We start from the raw sequence: 17,450 nt of genomic DNA on the forward strand, positions 1-17,450 counted from the left end.
AATGAAAATCTTACAATTTCAGGAAATCGTTATAGTAAACAGATAGATAATTGTAAACCAGTATATAGATTAAAAAATCATTAGAATTAAACTTTTACAGACAATATAAGTTGATATAAAAATATAAATCTTTACATTTGCCATTATTTTGATTTATTCTAAATAGACTTTAAATATATCTATACTATTTGAATAGCAAACTCCAATAAACAACATAGTAAAATATGAAAAAGAATCTTTTTATTTCTTTAGCATTAGCCGCTACTCTATTTGTAAGCGCACAGCAAAAAAATACGCTTTTAGAACAATCTTTTTGGAAAACTTCTCCTGATGTTGCTCTTGTTAAAGCAGAAATAGCAAAAGGAAACAATCCGGCCGAAGCCAATGCAAATGCCTTTGATGTTACTACACTGGCAATTAATAATGATGCACCAGCTGCAACTATCAAATTCTTAATAGACCAGCCTGGAAATTCAATTACAAAATTAACACACGATAATCGTATCTATTTACACTGGGCTGCTTACAGAGGCAATACTGAATTAGTAGAATATCTAATTTCAAAAGGCTCTGACGTAAATTTTGAAGACAGCCATGGTACTACTCCCGTTGATTTTGCAGCAGCAAACGGACAATCAAACCCAGCTTTGTATGATGCTTTTTTTAAAGCCGGAATTGATCCGAAGAAAAAATATGCAAACGGTGCGAACTTACTTCTTTTAGCTATTGCTTCTGATAAAGATTTAAAAGCGGCCGATTATTTTGCCACAAAAGGAATGTCACTTAAAGATGTAGATAACGACGGAAATACTGCTTTTACATACGCTGCACGATCTGGAAATATTGCACTTTTAAAGAAACTTTTAGAAAAAGGAATAAAACCAACTGACGGCGCACTTTTTACTGCTGCACAGGGAAGCCGCAGAGAAACCAATACTATAGAAACATATAAATATTTGGTTGAAGAAGTAAAACTAAAACCAAATGCACAAAACAAAGCTGGACAAAATGTATTGCACTTTTTAGCAGGAAAACCAAATCAGGCTGAAATTGTGAAGTATTTTTTAAGTAAAGGTGCTGATGCAAACAAAGCTGATAAAGATGGAAACACGCCTTTAATGATTGCAGCTTCGGCAAGAGATAATGCAGTTTTGGAGATTTTACTTCCATTATCTAAAAATATCAATGCCCAAAATACAAAGGGAGAATCAGCTTTAACAAATGCTGTGAGATCTGGCACTCCTCAGGCTGTAAGCTTGCTTTTAAGTAAAGGTGCTGATGTAAACGTAAAAGATAAAGACGGAAATAACCTGGGAGTGTATCTGGTACAATCTTATCGTCCTGCCGGAAGAGAGAAAGAAGCTGTTGATCCTTTTGATGCCAAAGCAAAATTACTTCAGGAGAAAGGTTTAAATTTAGCCGCTCCACAAAAAGACGGAAACACATTGTATCACTTGGCGATTACAAAAAATGACGTTTCGCTTCTTAAAAAAATCACTGATTTAAAAGTTGATATAAATGCAAAAAACAAAGACGGTTTAACAGCTTTGCACAGAGCAGCAATGACTGCTAAAGATGATTCAATCTTAAAATACCTGATCGATGCAGGCGCTAAAAAAGAGGTTAAAACTGAATTTGACGAAAGTGCTTATGCCTTAGCAAAAGAAAATGAACTGCTTACAAAAAATAATATATCGGTTGAATTTTTAAAATAAAAATTTAAAAATCAAAAATTTAAAATTTAAAATTCCAATTAAAAAATATATGAAATCTATATTTAAAATTGCACTTACCAGTGCTCTTATCTGTCTTGTTTCCTTTCAGTCAAATGCACAATCGAGCAAATACAAATGTATGCTGCAAATGAATAATTATATGGGAGAAGGTGCTTACATCGTAGTTTCGCTTATAAACCCAACAGGCGCATACGAAAAAACGCTTTATGTAATGGGCGATGATAAAAAATGGTACAAATCATTAAAGGAATGGAACAAATTTCAGACTCAAAAAACAGAAGATATCAGCGCTAAAACAGGAGCTTCTGTTACAGGAGGCGACCGCAGCGTAACAACCATAGAAATTGAAAATTCTAAAATAAACAAAGGTTATAAATTACGTTTCGAATCTGCAGTTGAGGATCAAAAATATTACGTGAGCGATCTTGAAATTCCGCTTACAACTGAAGGTCTTGCTGATAAAACAGATGGAAAAGGTTACATTAAATATGTAAGACTGAATAAAATATAATCTTATATTAACCTACATAAGCATGAATTATTTTTCTGCTTAAACTTAAAATCCGAGCTTTGTCAAAGTTGTAAAAACCTTGACAAAGCTTTAAATATTTTATTACATTACTAGAATACACTCCATGACTCTTTCTTTCTGGCGTTACGCGCACCTGGCTCTGGCCTTATTTTCTTCGATATTTTTGCTTTTAGCTTCGGTAACCGGAACCATTCTGGCGGTCGACGCAGTACAGGAAAAAACACTTCCGTACAAAGCATCCAATTTTGATATAATAACGCTGGGAGAAACACTGCCAATATTAAAAAAAGAGTACTCTGAAATTACAGAATTAAGCGTTGATTATAATCAGTTTGTTACGCTTCAGGGCGTTGATAAAGACGGAAATGATGTCAATGCGTATATTGATCCCAAAACGGGGAAAACCTTAGGAACTCCAGCTAAAAAAAGCGAATTTATTAAATGGGTTACGGGTTTTCACCGCTCGTTGTTTCTTCATGAAACCGGACGATTTTTTGTAGGCGTAATTTCTTTTTGTTTATTACTGATTTCTATTTCAGGATTTGTGCTTGTTTTAAAAAGACAAAGAGGCATTCGTAATTTCTTTTCAAAAGTAATCAAAGAATATTTTGCCCAATATTATCATGTCGTTTTCGGAAGATTAGCACTGATTCCTATTTTTATTATTGCGCTGACCGGAACTTATTTGTCTCTCGAGCGATTCAACTTTTTTATGGGTGAAGAAAAAACAAAACCTGTAAAAACCGAACTTTCGGCGGAAGCCAAAAAAACTTCGATCTTTAAAACCACTCTTCTTTCTGACGTAAAAAAAATCGAATTTCCCTTTACCGATGATCCCGAAGAATATTACATCATAGAACTTAAAGACCGTGAAGTTGAAGTAAACCAGGTTGACGGCACTTTACTTTCAGAAAAACGTTCGCCGTTTACCGTTCAATTATCCGCTTTAAGCCTTGACCTTCATACCGGAAGAATTAATGCAATCTGGGCGGTAATTGCAGCCATTGCATGCCTGAATATTCTTTTCTTTATTTATTCCGGTTTTGCGATTACTTTAAAACGAAGATCAAGCCGAATTAAAAATAAATTCAAAGCAAACGAAAGTAATTATATTCTATTGGTTGGTTCTGAAAACGGAAGCAGTTTTAGATTTGCCAATTCAATTCAGAAACAATTGATCGGTCATGGTAAAAAAGCTTTTATAACCGAATTAAATAGTTTTTCAGTTTATCCGAAAGCAGAGCATATAATTGTATTTTCTTCTACACATGGTCTGGGCGACCCGCCATCTAATGCAAAAAAATTCAAAGCACTTTTACAAAAACAAAATCAGGGACATAAAATTAAATTCTCAGTCGTGGGTTTTGGTTCTCAATCATATCCTGATTTCTGTCAGTTTGCCATAGAAATCGACGCGCTTTTAGCTTCTCAAAACTGGGCAGAACGCTTTTTAGATTTACAAACAGTAAACGATAAATCGGCAGTTGAATTTGTAGAATGGGTTAAATTATGGAGTACAAAAACTGAAATCCCGTTAGTCTCTACTCCATCTTTATACAATCATGTTCCGAAAGGATTACAGAAATTGATGGTTTTAGACAAAACTCCAATTTCTGAAACTGAGCATACTTTTATATTGACTTTGCGAGCTAACAGCAGAACAAAATTTGCCTCTGGTGATTTATTGGCCATTTATCCTGCCAATGATTCCCGAGAGCGCCTCTACTCTATTGGAAATCATTCCGGAAATGTACAATTAGTTGTAAAACTGCATCCAAACGGATTAGGTTCCGAATTTTTAAATAACCTGGAAGTTGGAAATACGATCAAAGCCAGAATTATTAATAACAAAGCTTTTCATTTTCCTGCTAAAGCGCCTAAAATTGCTTTTATTTCAAACGGAACCGGAATTGCTCCTTTCCTTGGAATGATTGAACAAAATAAAACCAAAAAAGAAATTCAACTTTACAGCGGTTTTAGAATGGAAACTCCAACACTTTTAGCCTACAAAAAGTTTGCAAAAGTAATGATTCAAAAAGAGCATTTAGATCATTTTCACGTAGCCTTATCGCGGGAAGGACAGCAAATTTATGTGATGGATTTGATAAAAAGAGATACTGCATTTTTTGTTGATTTATTGAAACAAGGCGGTGTAATCATGATATGCGGTTCGCTTGCCATGCAAAAAGATGTTGAAATTATTCTGAATGAATTGTGCCTGGCAAATGGAACTAAAAGCCTTTCAGAATACAAAGAAAATGGTCAATTATTAACAGATTGCTATTAGATAATTGTTGATGGTTGATGGTTAATTGTTGGTTGTTGGTTGTTAATGTTTGATTTTGGAATTTAGATATTTGATTTTTAGATTAAGTAAATCCCAGAGGGATTAAATATTTATAGACAATTAAATTCGTTCAAAAGCAAAAGCCCATCGGGGCGACATATGTTTAAATTTATGCATAAATTATTTTCATATAAATTTTTATTTCTATTTGTAATAACATGCAGCTTTTCGAGCAATGCACAAGTATTACGAAAAAGGACTACATTGTTGATGGGAGGTCGTTTTGACATCAGTATTGTGGCCAAAGACTCTTTAACTGCCGAACAAAATATAAACGAAATAATTACCGAAATTACCCGAATTGAAAATCTAATTTCCGACTGGAAACCGGATTCTCAAGTTTCTCAGGTCAATCAAAATGCGGGAATAAAACCCATTAAAGTCGATCGCGAAGTTTTTGAACTGACTCAAAGAGCCATTAAATTATCGGAAATAACAAACGGCGGATTTGATGTAAGTTTCGCTGCAATGGACCGAATCTGGAAATTTGATGGATCGATGACTGAAATGCCTTCGGCGGAAGCCATAAAAAAATCGGTTGAGAAAGTTGGATATAAAAATATAATTCTCGACAGCGTTCAATCGACTATTTTCTTGAAATTAAGCGGTATGAAAATTGGTTTTGGCGCTTTGGGTGAAGGCTATGCCACCGATAAATGCCGAACAATGATGATCGCAAAGGGCGTTCAGGCCGGAATCATAAACGGTTCAGGAGATATGAGTACCTGGGGAAAACAAACCAACGGACAAGACTGGAAAATCGGGATCACGAATCCGTTTAAGCCTGAAAAAGTTTTGGCTGTAGTTCCCTTAAATTCTGGTGCTGTCACTACTTCCGGCAGTTATGAAAAATTTGTTGTTTTTAACGGAAAACGATATTCTCATATTATAAATCCCGCAACCGGATATCCCGCAGCAGGTTTGTGCAGTGTAACTGTTTTTGGCCCAAATGCCGAAACCGCAAATGGATTGAGTACTTCGATGATGGTTTTGGGGAAAGCCGAAGGTTTGCTTTTACTTCAAAAATTCCCAGATTACAGCTGCGTAGTGATTACAGATAACGGAAAAGTGATTAAGTCTAAGAATTTTTCTTATAAGCTGTGAATTGTGAGATGTGAATTGTGAGATGTGAGTTTGGGTTTTGGGTTTTGGGTTTTGGGTTTTGGGTTGCGAACTAACTCGAGATCATAATTACATAGCCTTTAATTTCGATCACAGGAAACGTGTTTTTTAGAAATGTAGTTAATAGTCTCTAGCTTTATCTGGAGTTTTTAAATATCCAAAACAAAAGGCTTTAGCAAAAATTTGCTAATTTTCTAAAATAAACTTTTAATCTCGGAAGGCCAAAAACTTCAATTAACTTATATCACTTATATGGTTAAAAAAATCCCAACATTAAAATTTCTAATGTAAATTTAATAATCTTCTAATTGCTTTATTTAGATCAAATTTAAATAATACCATAAGTTTGCTGTCACAATAATAGGTAAACTTACTATGAGATTTTTTTACTTTCTCCTTTTCATATTCACAATTTCCGGATGGTCTCAAACCGGAGAAAAAACAGACCCGAAAATTCTTAATGAAGTCCTGATTCAAAAAAAGTCGGTCAAAAAAGAAATCATAGAAAAAGGCTTTTCTGTAAATGTGATAGAAACTCAGGAAGCTGCAAAAAGAAATATTCAAACTAATGATTTATTAAGCCAGTCGGTTGGGGTTCGCGTGAGACAAAACGGCGGATTAGGCTCAAGCGTAAATTACAATTTAAACGGAATGACCGGAAATTCAATCCGAATTTTCATAGACGGAATCCCGATTTCAACTTATGGTTCTTCTTTTAGTTTAAACAGCATTCCACCCGCATTAATTGAAAGAATCGAAGTTTACAAAGGCGTAATTCCCGCTCATTTAGCAGATGATGCTTTAGGCGGTGCTATTAATGTAATTTTAAAAAAAGGTGCTAAAAACACTTTAAATGCATCAGCATCTTACGGATCGTTCAATACATTTCAATCTAATTTTAACACCACTTACCGAGATAAAAATGGTTTCACTATAAAGGGTTCCGGGTTTTATAATTACTCTGACAACGATTATGAAATTTGGGGAAAATTTGCCTATAATATTTTACCAAACGGACAAAAAACATTCATAAAAGCAAAACGCTTTGAGGATGCTTACCGCTCTTACGGAGGCAGAATTGAGGCCGGTTTTACAGATGTAAACTGGGCAGATACTTTCTTAATTGGTTTTAATGCCTCTGATGATTATAACGAAATTCAGCATGGCCAGGCAATGTCAAGACCTTACAAAGGAAGGTTTACAGAGTCTGATGCGAAAGTAATCAGCATAAACTACAGCAAAAAAGACTTCATTGTAAAAGGATTAGAGTTTACAGTAAATTCTGTTTTCAGCCAAAGAAACGAAGTGCTTAATGATACGGTTAAATACAATTATAACTGGTTTGGTGAAAAAGCCCTTGGACTCCATGGAGAACCAATTTTATCAAGCACAGGTGCACAGCAGGGACCTGCAACAATTCTGCATCTAAACAATAAAATATTCAGCACAAGAGGAGGCTTAAATTACACACTGAATGAGAATCATAAATTTGTGTTCAGCAGTATGCTTTATTCTTTTGACAGAGATGATTATGACGAAAAGAAATCACAGCTGGAACGAAACTTTCAGCAAAAACGTGATCTGCAAAAAAATATTCTGTCACTTGCATATGAACTTGAAGCTTTTAATTCGAGATTAAGAACCAATTTATTTGGAAAACGATATAATCAAAAAACAGAACAAAGAACACCATTATTGACCACTGCAGGCGGACAGACAACCATTGAGGAAAAATTAGAAAAAAACAATACTACATTTTACGGTTACGGACTGGCGGCATCTTACTTTATTATTCCAAAACTGATGTTTACTTTATCTGCAGAAAAAGCCATAAGACTTCCATCAGAAAACGAAATATTTGGTAATCCCGGTGAAAACCAAACACCAAATGCTTCCCTAAAGCCGGAACAGAGTAACAATCTAAACGTAGGCTTACGATTTGGTCCTTATAAGATCAATGATCATAAATTTAGTTTTAATGGATCTGGTTTTTGGAGAAATTCTAAAGATAAAATTATACGCGAATTTAGTAATCGTGTCAACGAAGCTTTACAGACCTCTCCATCTGTAAATTTAGGTACAGCACAATCAGTTGGTTACGAAGCTTCCGCAGAATACTCACACAATAACCGATTATTCATATCCATGAATATGTCGAAGTTTAATTCCCTTTTCAAAACTAAATATGATGACAAAGGACAAATACTTGATAATTATAATAAACAATTACCAAATGAACCTTTCTTCACTGTAAATGGAAATGCACAATATAATTTTAAAGATGTGATACAGAAAAACTCAGAGTTGAATCTTTATTACAATGTGGGTTATGTAGGTTCATTTTATACCACCTGGCTGGAACTTGAAAATGACAAAACTCCTACTCAATTTCCGCAAGACCTTGGCGTAACTTATACTTTTCCAAATAAAAGAATCACAGCGAGTTTTGATGCCAAAAATATTACTAATGTGCAGGTTTACGACAATTTTGCTGTTCAAAAACCCGGAAGAGGTTTCTACTTTAAAATAAACTATACAATCAATAAATTTTAAGTAACTAATTAATTTTTTAATGCTATCAATATGAAAAAAAGTACATTTAAACTACTTGCATGTGGATTGGTTTTAACCACATTTGCGCTTACAACAAGCTGCAGCAGTGATGATAATAAAAATGAAGAACAAGTTCTGCCTCCGGTTGCAGAAAGCCGATGGATAACGGTTGCCGGAGCTTTAATGCAGACTACCCCCGGAGACGGAAACGGTGGTACTAGAGTATATTCTGTTACTAAGGAAGATGCAAAAAATCCAAACATTTCTATTAATGTTTATGATAACGGAGAACCTGTACAATCGACAAGAACAGCACGTTTGCAATCATCTGTCGATGGAAGCACACTTTTTAACATTACCTATACCGGCGCTAATGGCGGCGAATTCATGACGTATAAAGTTAATGGAGGAAAAAATTTCGCACAATCAGGAACTACGGTAAATATTTCGCAGTATGCGGGAACATCTCCAAGATGGGTAAAACTTTTTGATGGTGATAAAACCGGTGTAGCTGTAAACGTAACAGCTCCTGTAATTGTTACAGAAGCAGACGGTACAACATATAAGCACACAAGAGGTTCTGCAACTGTTTTAAGCCTTGATTTACAAAAGTTTTTAATTTCTGATTACAGACAATACGAAATCCCGTTATCTCCTGCAGAAGAAGCTCTAGGACACCACATTTTCCGTTTAGATGCCCCAACTTTAAACAAAGCCGGAAACAAACTAATCATCGGAACCTGGATGCGTAAAACGAATCCTGCTACTGGAGCTAATGAAAGTGATTTCGAACGTTTAGGATCAAAATCTGTTGTGGTTGATTACCCATCTTTACAAAATCCTAAAGTAATTACTTCTACCGTTGGTTTTGGAGATACCAGCGGATACAGAAGCTTTAACAGTTTTGTGGCTAACGATGGAAACATCTACCAGGCAACACAAAGAGATTCTAAAAAAGGTTCTTACATCTTAAAAATCGGTCAAAATAATGAATATGACAACTCTTATGTTTTCAGTTTAGATGCCGCTCTTGGAGTTAAAGGTTCTTATATTGATGCATGGAGATATGTTGGAAACGGAATTGCTTACGCTGTTTACACCTACGAAGGTACAAACCAAGGTTACGTAGCAAGACTTGATCTTAATGCTAAAACGGCAAAATTAGTGGATGGTATTGCTTATGATGCCGACTTAGATTTTGGTCAATACCAAGGTTTTGTAGTAGACGGAAACGAAATATATATTGCCGTTACACCTGTTGGTAAAGATGGAAATATTTACATTATAGATGCTGTTACCGGTACAGTTACAAAAGGTGCTAAACTGGTTAACAAAGCAGGAAACCACTACATTGGTGTTTTCTAGAAACGTGAAATTCGAGTTATAGCGAAATTCTTGATTTTTTTTTAATGGTGACATTCCGCTTCAAAACTGAAGCGGAATGTTTTTTTTTTTTTTTAGAATAAAATCTTACGTATCACAAGTTACATTGTCCCAATCTTGGTCCATATAATTGATAAGCCAATTTAAAGCGTATTGTCTCTCATAAACAATTCCGGGATTAATGCTTTCCATTTGTCTTCCGTTAATTCTTTCATCTACGCACGCCCAGTTGTATCTGTAATACAAATCATTTGCATCTAAAATTTCACTTTTTGATCGCGTAGAAACTATGGAGTTAATAAAATCAAAAGGATCTTTGTCCTTTCCTACTGGATAATCATCAGAATTTATGTTTTCTAAATTGCAGAATTCATTCGGAAAATCAAGATTATCAACCTTATTTAAGGCCCACATTAAAGTCCAGATGCCTTCACATTTCCAGCTTTCATAAGCCTTTTTATCATCTGTTGGATCGGCCAGAAACTCTTTTTCACCTTCTGTCGTAACATCCCACAATTTATAATTTTGAAGATAATCAACCGCTTCTTCCGAAGAAATACTATTAAACGCAACTAAATTGGTTACAGCCAAAACACTTACTCTTTCTGCAATTTCTTTTGGTGTTCGAATTGTAGTTTCATTTTCAGATTCAATACAAGGCAGATGCTTGTTTATTTTGATATTTTCTTTTTCAAGAGTTTTTTCGCTGTTCTCTTTTCTTAGTTTTTGATCTTCGTCTAACTCATTTTGATCGTTATCAAAATAAACCGAATTTATACTCACTCCTAAATCATCGATTTCGCAGTTTCCATCAGCATCAATTATCAAATTTAAATCCTTATCTAAAAAATGCTGAGAGTCAGATTTACTAATAATTGTTTTTGGTTCTAAAAATAAAACTGCATCAAACTCTTTCGCAATATCTTCAACAATTGCTTTTAATTCCTTGATCTCCCCTTTTTCCTGATTGATTGAAAACTCAGAATTCAGCGTTAGTATTTTATGAAGGAATAAATTTTTAACCTTTTCGTTTACAGTTGGCAATGAGTTCACAAAGCCATATAATCCTTTCAAATTAGTTGTTAGTTCAGAATCGTCTGTTTCAGGGATTTTATAAGACGGAACCGCCCTTTCTCTGTAGGATATCCTTAACTTTTTTGAAGGATTTAAAATCCCTCCCTTAATTTCAAATTCTAGAAATTCATTATCACCTGAGAAACTTCCTTTAGGAACATGCGAAAGAAATATTTCCTTTATTCTTTCAAGTCCTAAATGATGTGAATAAATGGTACAAATCATTTTATGGCTTTTAAATTATTTAGGCTAAAATAAGTTTAATTTTACAAAAGATCCAAGAGTAATTTTATAAACCTTAAACCATTTTCTATAAAAAAAGCTCCAGAGGAGCTTAATATTTATAGAAAAAATGAGATATTAATCAAAAGCCCCAGCGAGGCGGCATATTAATTAACCTCTATCTGAATCGACGAAACCGGAATTCCATTTCCTGTCGTCGCTTTTAACTGAGTATTTTCTTTCTTACCGTTTGATTGAATAATCGCAATACATTTTCCGTTAAACAACTTACAGGAATTCGCTTTAAACGAATCGAGATTAGCCTGATAGCCGTTATCAACACCAACTAATTTTCCACCGCCAGTCACTTCAAAATTGATTAAATCCATGGCATTTGGAAGAAGATTTCCATCTTTATCAACAATTGAAACCGTTACATAAACCAAATCGTAAGTATCATTTTTAATTGTTGATTTATCTGCTTTTAGATCTATTTTAGAAGCTTCTCCCGCTGTGTGAATTTCTTTTTCTAAAACTACTTTTCCGTTCTTTCTTGAAACAGCTTTTAATGTTCCCGGTTCAAATTTTACTTTCCATGAAATATGCAAGTCATCATTTTGTTTTGCTTTTGTTCCGAGAGATTTTCCGTTTAAGAATAATTCCACTTCATCGGCATTGTTGTAATATGCCCAAACTTCTACTTCCTGATCTTTTTTCCAGTTCCAATGCGGAAAAATATGCAGCATTGTTTTGTTCGACCATTCACTTTGGTACATATAATACACATCTTTTGGAAGTCCGGCCAAATCCACAATTCCGAAATAAGAACTTCTTGCAGGATACGGATACGGATCTGGTTCGCCGATATAATCAAAACCGGTCCAGATAAAAGTTCCCGCCATGAAATCCAGCTTTTTAATCGTTTTCCAGTTTTCTTCGTGCGTTGCACCCCAGTACGATTTCACCTGATCGTAAGCCGAAACCGTCCAGTCTGCGTTACCGTCAAACGAAGCACCGTGTTTGGTTGGCCACGCTTTAATTCCGTCTGGAAAATCATAATGTCCGCGCGTTTCTAAAGCCGAAACACTTTCTGAAGCTAATATTTTCTGCCCTTTAAAACGAGTTGGAAAATCTTTATAATCTTCGTGTTTGTAATTGAACCCTAAAAGATCCAAAGCACCCGACTGATAAATAAAATTCTTCTCAATAACATTTTCCGTCAAAGCCGAAGTTACTGGACGAGTCGTATCTAACGATTTCACGATTTTAGCCAATTCTCTGGTAATCGCAATTCCTGTCGAATCAAATTGTTCTCTAATTTCGTTACCAATACTCCACATCATAACCGATGGGTGATTGCGGTCTCTTTTAATAAAATCTTCTAAATCCTGTTTGTGCCACGCATCCCAATCTTTATGGTAGTCGTTGGTTACTTTTTTCTTCTTCCAAACATCAAAAGCTTCATCCTGAACGATGAACCCCATTTCGTCACACAATTGCATCATTTCCAAAGAATGAGGGTTATGTGACATTCTGATAGCGTTTGCACCCATTTCTTTCATCAAAGTCAGTTTTCTTCTCACCGCATGAATATTTTCAACAGCTCCCAAAGCGCCGTTATCATGATGCAGGCAGACTCCTAAAATCTTCGTTGGTTTTCCGTTTAAAGAAAATCCTTTCTCCGAATCAAAACTAAAGAAACGGAAACCTAGCGGCGTTTCGTAATTGTCAACTAATTTCGATTTTTCGTATATTTTAGTGATCACTTTATACAAATACGGGTTTTCAGTATCCCACAATTTTGGCTGATTTAAAACCAAATCGTGAATCTTTTTCTCTGAAGTTTTCGCCGATATTTTTTCTGTTGAAGTGAAATTAGCAACCTCTTTATTATCCCCATTTAAAACTGAAGTAACAAGTTTAAATTCTTTCGAAGTTTCATTGTCATTATCAATTGTAACTTCTAAATGAATTTTAGATTTTGCTGCAGAAACTTCTGGCGTTGTTACAAAAGTTCCCCACTTCCCTACGTGCAATTTTTCAGTTGCAACCAAGCGCACATTTCTATAAATTCCAGATCCTGTGTACCACCTTGAATTCGGCTGTGCATCGTTATCGACTTTTACCGCGATTACATTCTCTTTTCCAAAGTTGACATATTTTGATAAATCATAACCAAAAGAAATATACCCGTTTGGACGAATTCCCAATGATTTGCCATTTATGAAAACTTCGCAGCTCTTAAAAACACCATCAAATTCTATTGAAACTGTTTTGTTTTTCCAGTTAGCAGGAATAGAAAAAACTTTGCGGTACCAGCCTTTTCCAGCAGGTAAAAAACCTTGTGCTTGTTTGGTTTTAGCATCTTTATCAAAAGCACCTTCAATACTCCAGTCATGAGGCAGTTGAAGCATTCTCCAATCAGCAGTACTGAAACCAGCTTGTGGAGCCGATGGATAATCTCCTAATTTGAAGTTCCAGTTTTTATTGAAATCTTCGACAATTCTGGCTTGTTTTTGCGCAAAAATGGAAACTGAAAACAATAACGCAATTGTAATTTTTTTTAAAATCATATTCTTTAGTTTTCTCTCGCAAAGTCGCAGAGACGCAAAGAAAGTTAAACCATATAAGTAATATAAGATAATTTAAGTTTGTCTTCATTGAACTTATATTACTTATATGGTTAAGAAAAACCTTTGCGCTTTTGCGACTTTGCGAGATTAATTTTTTATTTTATTGAAATTCGAAATTATCCAGCATCAATCCCTTCAAATCATCGCCTTCTAATGTAATTTTATACGTTCCCGCATTAATATAACCACCGGAAGTTGTATTTAAAATCTTCCATTTTTCTGGTGCTGTAAAAAATTCAATGGTATCGTTTCGCATTAAAATTCCGTATGCATCTTCCATTTTAAATTTGACTTTTAAAGGCGTTTCATTTCTGTTCATGAATTTAAAACGCATCAAATAAATTCCCGCAACACCAGGTTTTACTTCAAACTGAATGCTGTTTGCTGTTTTTTTGGTAAACTCAATATAATCGGCTTTTTTGAAATTTCCCTTTTCAATTCCGGTTCCTGTGGTTTTCGCATTTTCAGCTTCAATGATTACAACAGGTCTTGAGTCGTCTTTTTCTCCCATATCGTAAACCGGAACAACCGCAATTGTACTTATCGACTCAGCATTATCAAAAAGAATTTTTTCTCCTTTTTTTACTTTTTTGTTGAAGATGGCAAACGAAACTCCATTGCTGTTTTTTGCTTTTTCCTCTATTTTTTTATAATCAGAAAACGAAGCTGATTCTTTGATTTTACTATCAACTAAAACATAAATATTCGAATCTTCTTTGGCAGTAAACGAACCTTTATTTTTAGAAGTAACTGAAAATTGTAAATAATCAGCACCAAATAATTCAGAAGGCAATTCGGTAAAAACAACATCAGAATCTGAAAATTGTTTTGAATTGATATCCATCCACGAAGCTATTTTGTTGGTTTTATCATAAGAATCTAGAACCAGATTCTGAATATTTTTTGGAGATGCATCAGCAGGTCTCAGTTTTCGATCTTTAGTCCCGATGGCAATTGCAGAAATAATAGCCTGCCCTGCTTTTACATTCGGAAACGAAATCACAATTTTTCCGTCTTTGCTTTTTACTGTAAAAGTTTTTTTCAGCGCCTGATCGTGTCCCGCTTCTGCCCAAATATCAAAATCTTTTAAAACGACATTTTCGTTGATGGCAACATCAAATAAACGCCAGCCTTTGCAGTCCATTCCGCCTCCCGTTCCGTACCACGGTTCTGTAAAATATAGTTCTACTAAATATTCTCCATTGGCAACAGGAAATTCGTAACGCAATTTGTCAACGCCATATCTAAAACTCTGAAATAATTCGGGATCTTTTGTACCGTTTATTGGATCAAAAGTCGTTCTCTGACTCGCAAAGAAATCTGGAAGTTTTTCAAAATTATCTGTCCATGATGAAGAACCCCAAGTATATTTTCCGCTTTTGTGCGTATCTGTAAACCAAGTGTTTCCTGAACTATCTGTAAATTCAGATCCACCGCAATTTACTCTGTAAATATAATTATATCCTTTTGTATCTTTTACTAAATCTGTTTTTTCAGGAGTTAAATCGGCTAAATTTGGCGCTTTCGGCAGTGTATTCAAAACGACATAATCTTTGGCAACCGCCACTCCGTTTACATATCCAACAGCATACAAAACATTGTATTGAATATTGACATTATTAAACTGAAAATGTTTTCCGATTCCTGGATTTTTTAATTTTCCTAAAGAAGATTTATTGACGTCATTAAACAATTCTACTTCGTCACAATTTGAATAAATATCGATTCCGTTTTTGATTCCGGGTTTATCCCAACGGCTTGGCCAAGTGTGCGAAACAATATACACCATCGGATTGGTTTTGTTCGAAACATAATTGGCGCGGTACATATAAAAGGCGTCCAAAGGTTCGCCCCAAATAGTAAAAAGTCCTTTGTAATTTACCGGACCGACTTTGTCAATATCTCGAAATCCTTCTCCGTTTTGTACTCTCCCTGGATTTTCGTGCGAAGCAAAAAGCCAGTTGAACTGCCCCGCAATTTTATCTTTAACCGATTCGGCTTCGCGGACTTTAATTTCCATTAATTGAGAAAAACGGTTTTCGCTCAAAGTTCCTTTTTGGTCAAACTCACCTTCGGCATGTAAATCAGCTGAACGCCAAGCGCCGTATTCGCCATTTAACAACTGCGTGCTCATTTCCAAATGATATTTTAACGGATCTCCGCCATACGTTCCTGACCAGTTTTGAACGACATTCCAATCTGTTCCTTCTCCTCCGTTGCAAGTCGTCACGATTCGTTGAGAAGCTGATAACGGATCCATTTCACGAATAATCTGAGTACATTCTTCGGCAAATTCCTTTGGAATGGTACTTTCATTCTGCAAACCCCACATCACTACAGACGGACTGTTTCTACGTTCCTTAATCCATTCGCGTAATAAGGTCTTGAAATTTTCTTTAAACTCCGGTGTGTCGTACCAAATATGTGCCGAAAACTGACTCCAAAATAAAATCCCGTTTTCGTCTAATTCTTTTTGGTACAATAAATTATGAGGCTGATGCGCTTCTCTAAAAGCGTTAAATCCGCCCGCGTTAATTTGTTCGATTCTGGAATGAATCATTTCGTCTGAAAACGAATGACTGTTTCCAATTAAATGTTCGTATTCGCAGGTTCCGTTGATGAATAAGGGTTCGTCATTGATAAAAAAACGATTGTCTTTTCCGTCACGGCTAACCGGCCAGCTCACCCAGCGGATTCCGTAAGGCGTTGTTAACTGATCAATTATTTTTCCGTTTTCATAAACTGAAGTCACTAATTTATACAAATACGGATTTGACGGCGACCATAATTTCGGATTTACAATCTCTGGAAGTGTCTGTGCTATTTCTTTTGTTTCTTCTGAATTAATTTTGTTGGCGTTTTTTGTAATGGCAACTTTCTTTCCTGAAGCATCAAAAAGGATGTTTTCGATCGTTAAATTTCGGTTTGAAGTGCCGTAATTTCTGATCTCTGTTGTAGTATGAAGAATCGCTTTTTGTTTGGAAACCGATTTATCATTCCAGATATGAACGCCAAAAGGTTCTATCCGAACGTCGTTTGTTACAACTAAAGAAACTGGTCTGAAAATCCCCATTGGCTGAGAACCTTCAGAGAATCCCCATTCTCCGGAACAGCCTCCGCAAACCCACGGAAGATCTGCAATAAAAGAGGGATGTGCTGCTTTAACCAAAATCTGGTTTTCTTTATCGAAAGAAACGGCTTTTGTTATGTTTAATGTGAAAGTGGTTCTGCCTCCTTTGTGTTCGCCCACTTTTTTGCCGTTTACCCAAACGGTCGCATACGAACTTACGCCTTCAAAATATAGAAAAAGCTGTTTTGAAACGTCTTTTTTATCGAGTTTTAAAGTTTTTTTATACCAGGCGGTACCGTGTAAATTACCGTGTTTTGTTCTTCTGAAACCATAATACTGATCCCAGTTGTGAGGCACATTTACATGCTGCCATGAAGTTTGCGTTTTTGGGTTCTCTACAAAAGATTTTTCGTCTTGAGGATTATCCAAAATAATGGTTTCCCAAGATGAGTTCAGCGAAACTTCTTTACGAAATTTCGCTGCGCTCTTTGTGCTTTGACTCCAAACAAAGCATAAACTTGAAAAAAAACAAAAAATAAAAAAAAATATTCTGTTCATATTTTTAAACCATATAAGTGATATAAGGTAATTTAGATCCCTCTCCCGAAGCCTCGGGATCGGGATGACAAGATTGTGTTTACTTTGCGTATAAACCTGACGGATTTTAAAAACCCATCAGGTTTAACTTTACATTTATTCGCGTGAGGGATTGAGGCGGTATCTCCCGATTTAGAAAAACAAGGCTTTTTAGCCGTAGTTTTTGTTAATCGGGAATATA

9 protein-coding genes are annotated in these 17,450 nt (G+C 35.3%); 6 read left to right on the forward strand and 3 right to left on the reverse strand.

Features of this window, described 5'->3' with window-relative positions; genetic code table 11:
* The first annotated feature begins 224 nt into the window (after window positions 1–224).
* The 6 genes from BKM63_RS19725 to BKM63_RS19750 all read left to right on the forward strand — a co-directional run bounded on the left by BKM63_RS19725 (window position 225) and on the right by BKM63_RS19750 (window position 9,655).
* Window positions 225–1,715, forward strand: a complete 1,491-nt coding sequence (locus tag BKM63_RS19725) for an ankyrin repeat domain-containing protein (RefSeq protein ID WP_071638294.1) — start codon at window positions 225–227, stop codon at window positions 1,713–1,715.
* 49 nt (window positions 1,716–1,764) lie between these two features.
* Window positions 1,765–2,247, forward strand: coding sequence for a DUF2271 domain-containing protein (locus BKM63_RS19730; RefSeq protein ID WP_071638295.1), 483 nt, complete (start codon window positions 1,765–1,767; stop codon window positions 2,245–2,247).
* 124 nt (window positions 2,248–2,371) lie between these two features.
* Window positions 2,372–4,555 (forward strand): PepSY domain-containing protein, encoded by a 2,184-nt coding sequence (locus tag BKM63_RS19735; protein ID WP_071638296.1) that lies wholly within the window; start codon window positions 2,372–2,374, stop codon window positions 4,553–4,555.
* 171 nt (window positions 4,556–4,726) lie between these two features.
* Complete coding sequence (locus tag BKM63_RS19740) at window positions 4,727–5,719, forward strand: FAD:protein FMN transferase (protein WP_071638297.1); 993 nt, start codon at window positions 4,727–4,729, stop codon at window positions 5,717–5,719.
* A 393-nt stretch (window positions 5,720–6,112) separates the two neighbouring features.
* Window positions 6,113–8,290 (forward strand): TonB-dependent receptor, encoded by a 2,178-nt coding sequence (locus BKM63_RS19745; RefSeq protein WP_242661194.1) that lies wholly within the window; start codon window positions 6,113–6,115, stop codon window positions 8,288–8,290.
* 30 nt (window positions 8,291–8,320) lie between these two features.
* Window positions 8,321–9,655 carry a hypothetical protein gene (locus tag BKM63_RS19750; protein ID WP_071638298.1) on the forward strand — a complete coding sequence of 445 codons (1,335 nt, stop codon included), beginning with the start codon at window positions 8,321–8,323 and terminating at the stop codon, window positions 9,653–9,655.
* 105 nt (window positions 9,656–9,760) lie between these two features.
* Here BKM63_RS19750 and BKM63_RS19755 read toward each other — a convergent pair whose 3' ends face one another.
* From BKM63_RS19755 to BKM63_RS19765, 3 genes are all read right to left on the reverse strand, one after another.
* Entirely contained in the window at window positions 9,761–10,972 is a 1,212-nt protein-coding gene (locus BKM63_RS19755) for a DUF4272 domain-containing protein (RefSeq protein ID WP_071638299.1), read from the reverse strand.
* Window positions 10,973–11,136: 164 nt separating this feature from the next.
* Complete coding sequence (locus tag BKM63_RS19760) at window positions 11,137–13,542, reverse strand: glycoside hydrolase family 2 TIM barrel-domain containing protein (protein WP_071638300.1); 2,406 nt, start codon at window positions 13,540–13,542, stop codon at window positions 11,137–11,139.
* Window positions 13,543–13,702: 160 nt separating this feature from the next.
* Entirely contained in the window at window positions 13,703–17,230 is a 3,528-nt protein-coding gene (locus tag BKM63_RS19765) for a malectin domain-containing carbohydrate-binding protein (RefSeq protein ID WP_071638301.1), read from the reverse strand.
* Between the last annotated feature and the right edge of the window lie 220 nt (window positions 17,231–17,450).

Origin of the sequence: Flavobacterium johnsoniae (assembly GCF_001879205.1) — a bacterium.
GTDB classification, from domain to species: domain Bacteria; phylum Bacteroidota; class Bacteroidia; order Flavobacteriales; family Flavobacteriaceae; genus Flavobacterium; species Flavobacterium johnsoniae_A.

What these genes read in the sequence shown, in the direction of transcription:
- BKM63_RS19725 (WP_071638294.1), top strand. Translation starts at nt 225, where the DNA reads ATGAAAAAGAATCTTTTTATTTCTTTAGCATTAGCCGCTACTCTATTT.
- BKM63_RS19730 (WP_071638295.1), top strand. Translation starts at nt 1,765, where the DNA reads ATGAAATCTATATTTAAAATTGCACTTACCAGTGCTCTTATCTGTCTT.
- BKM63_RS19735 (WP_071638296.1), top strand. Translation starts at nt 2,372, where the DNA reads ATGACTCTTTCTTTCTGGCGTTACGCGCACCTGGCTCTGGCCTTATTT.
- BKM63_RS19740 (WP_071638297.1), top strand. Translation starts at nt 4,727, where the DNA reads ATGCATAAATTATTTTCATATAAATTTTTATTTCTATTTGTAATAACA.
- BKM63_RS19745 (WP_242661194.1), top strand. Translation starts at nt 6,113, where the DNA reads ATGAGATTTTTTTACTTTCTCCTTTTCATATTCACAATTTCCGGATGG.
- BKM63_RS19750 (WP_071638298.1), top strand. Translation starts at nt 8,321, where the DNA reads ATGAAAAAAAGTACATTTAAACTACTTGCATGTGGATTGGTTTTAACC.
- BKM63_RS19755 (WP_071638299.1), bottom strand. Translation starts at nt 10,972, where the DNA reads ATGATTTGTACCATTTATTCACATCATTTAGGACTTGAAAGAATAAAG.
- BKM63_RS19760 (WP_071638300.1), bottom strand. Translation starts at nt 13,542, where the DNA reads ATGATTTTAAAAAAAATTACAATTGCGTTATTGTTTTCAGTTTCCATT.
- BKM63_RS19765 (WP_071638301.1), bottom strand. Translation starts at nt 17,230, where the DNA reads ATGAACAGAATATTTTTTTTTATTTTTTGTTTTTTTTCAAGTTTATGC.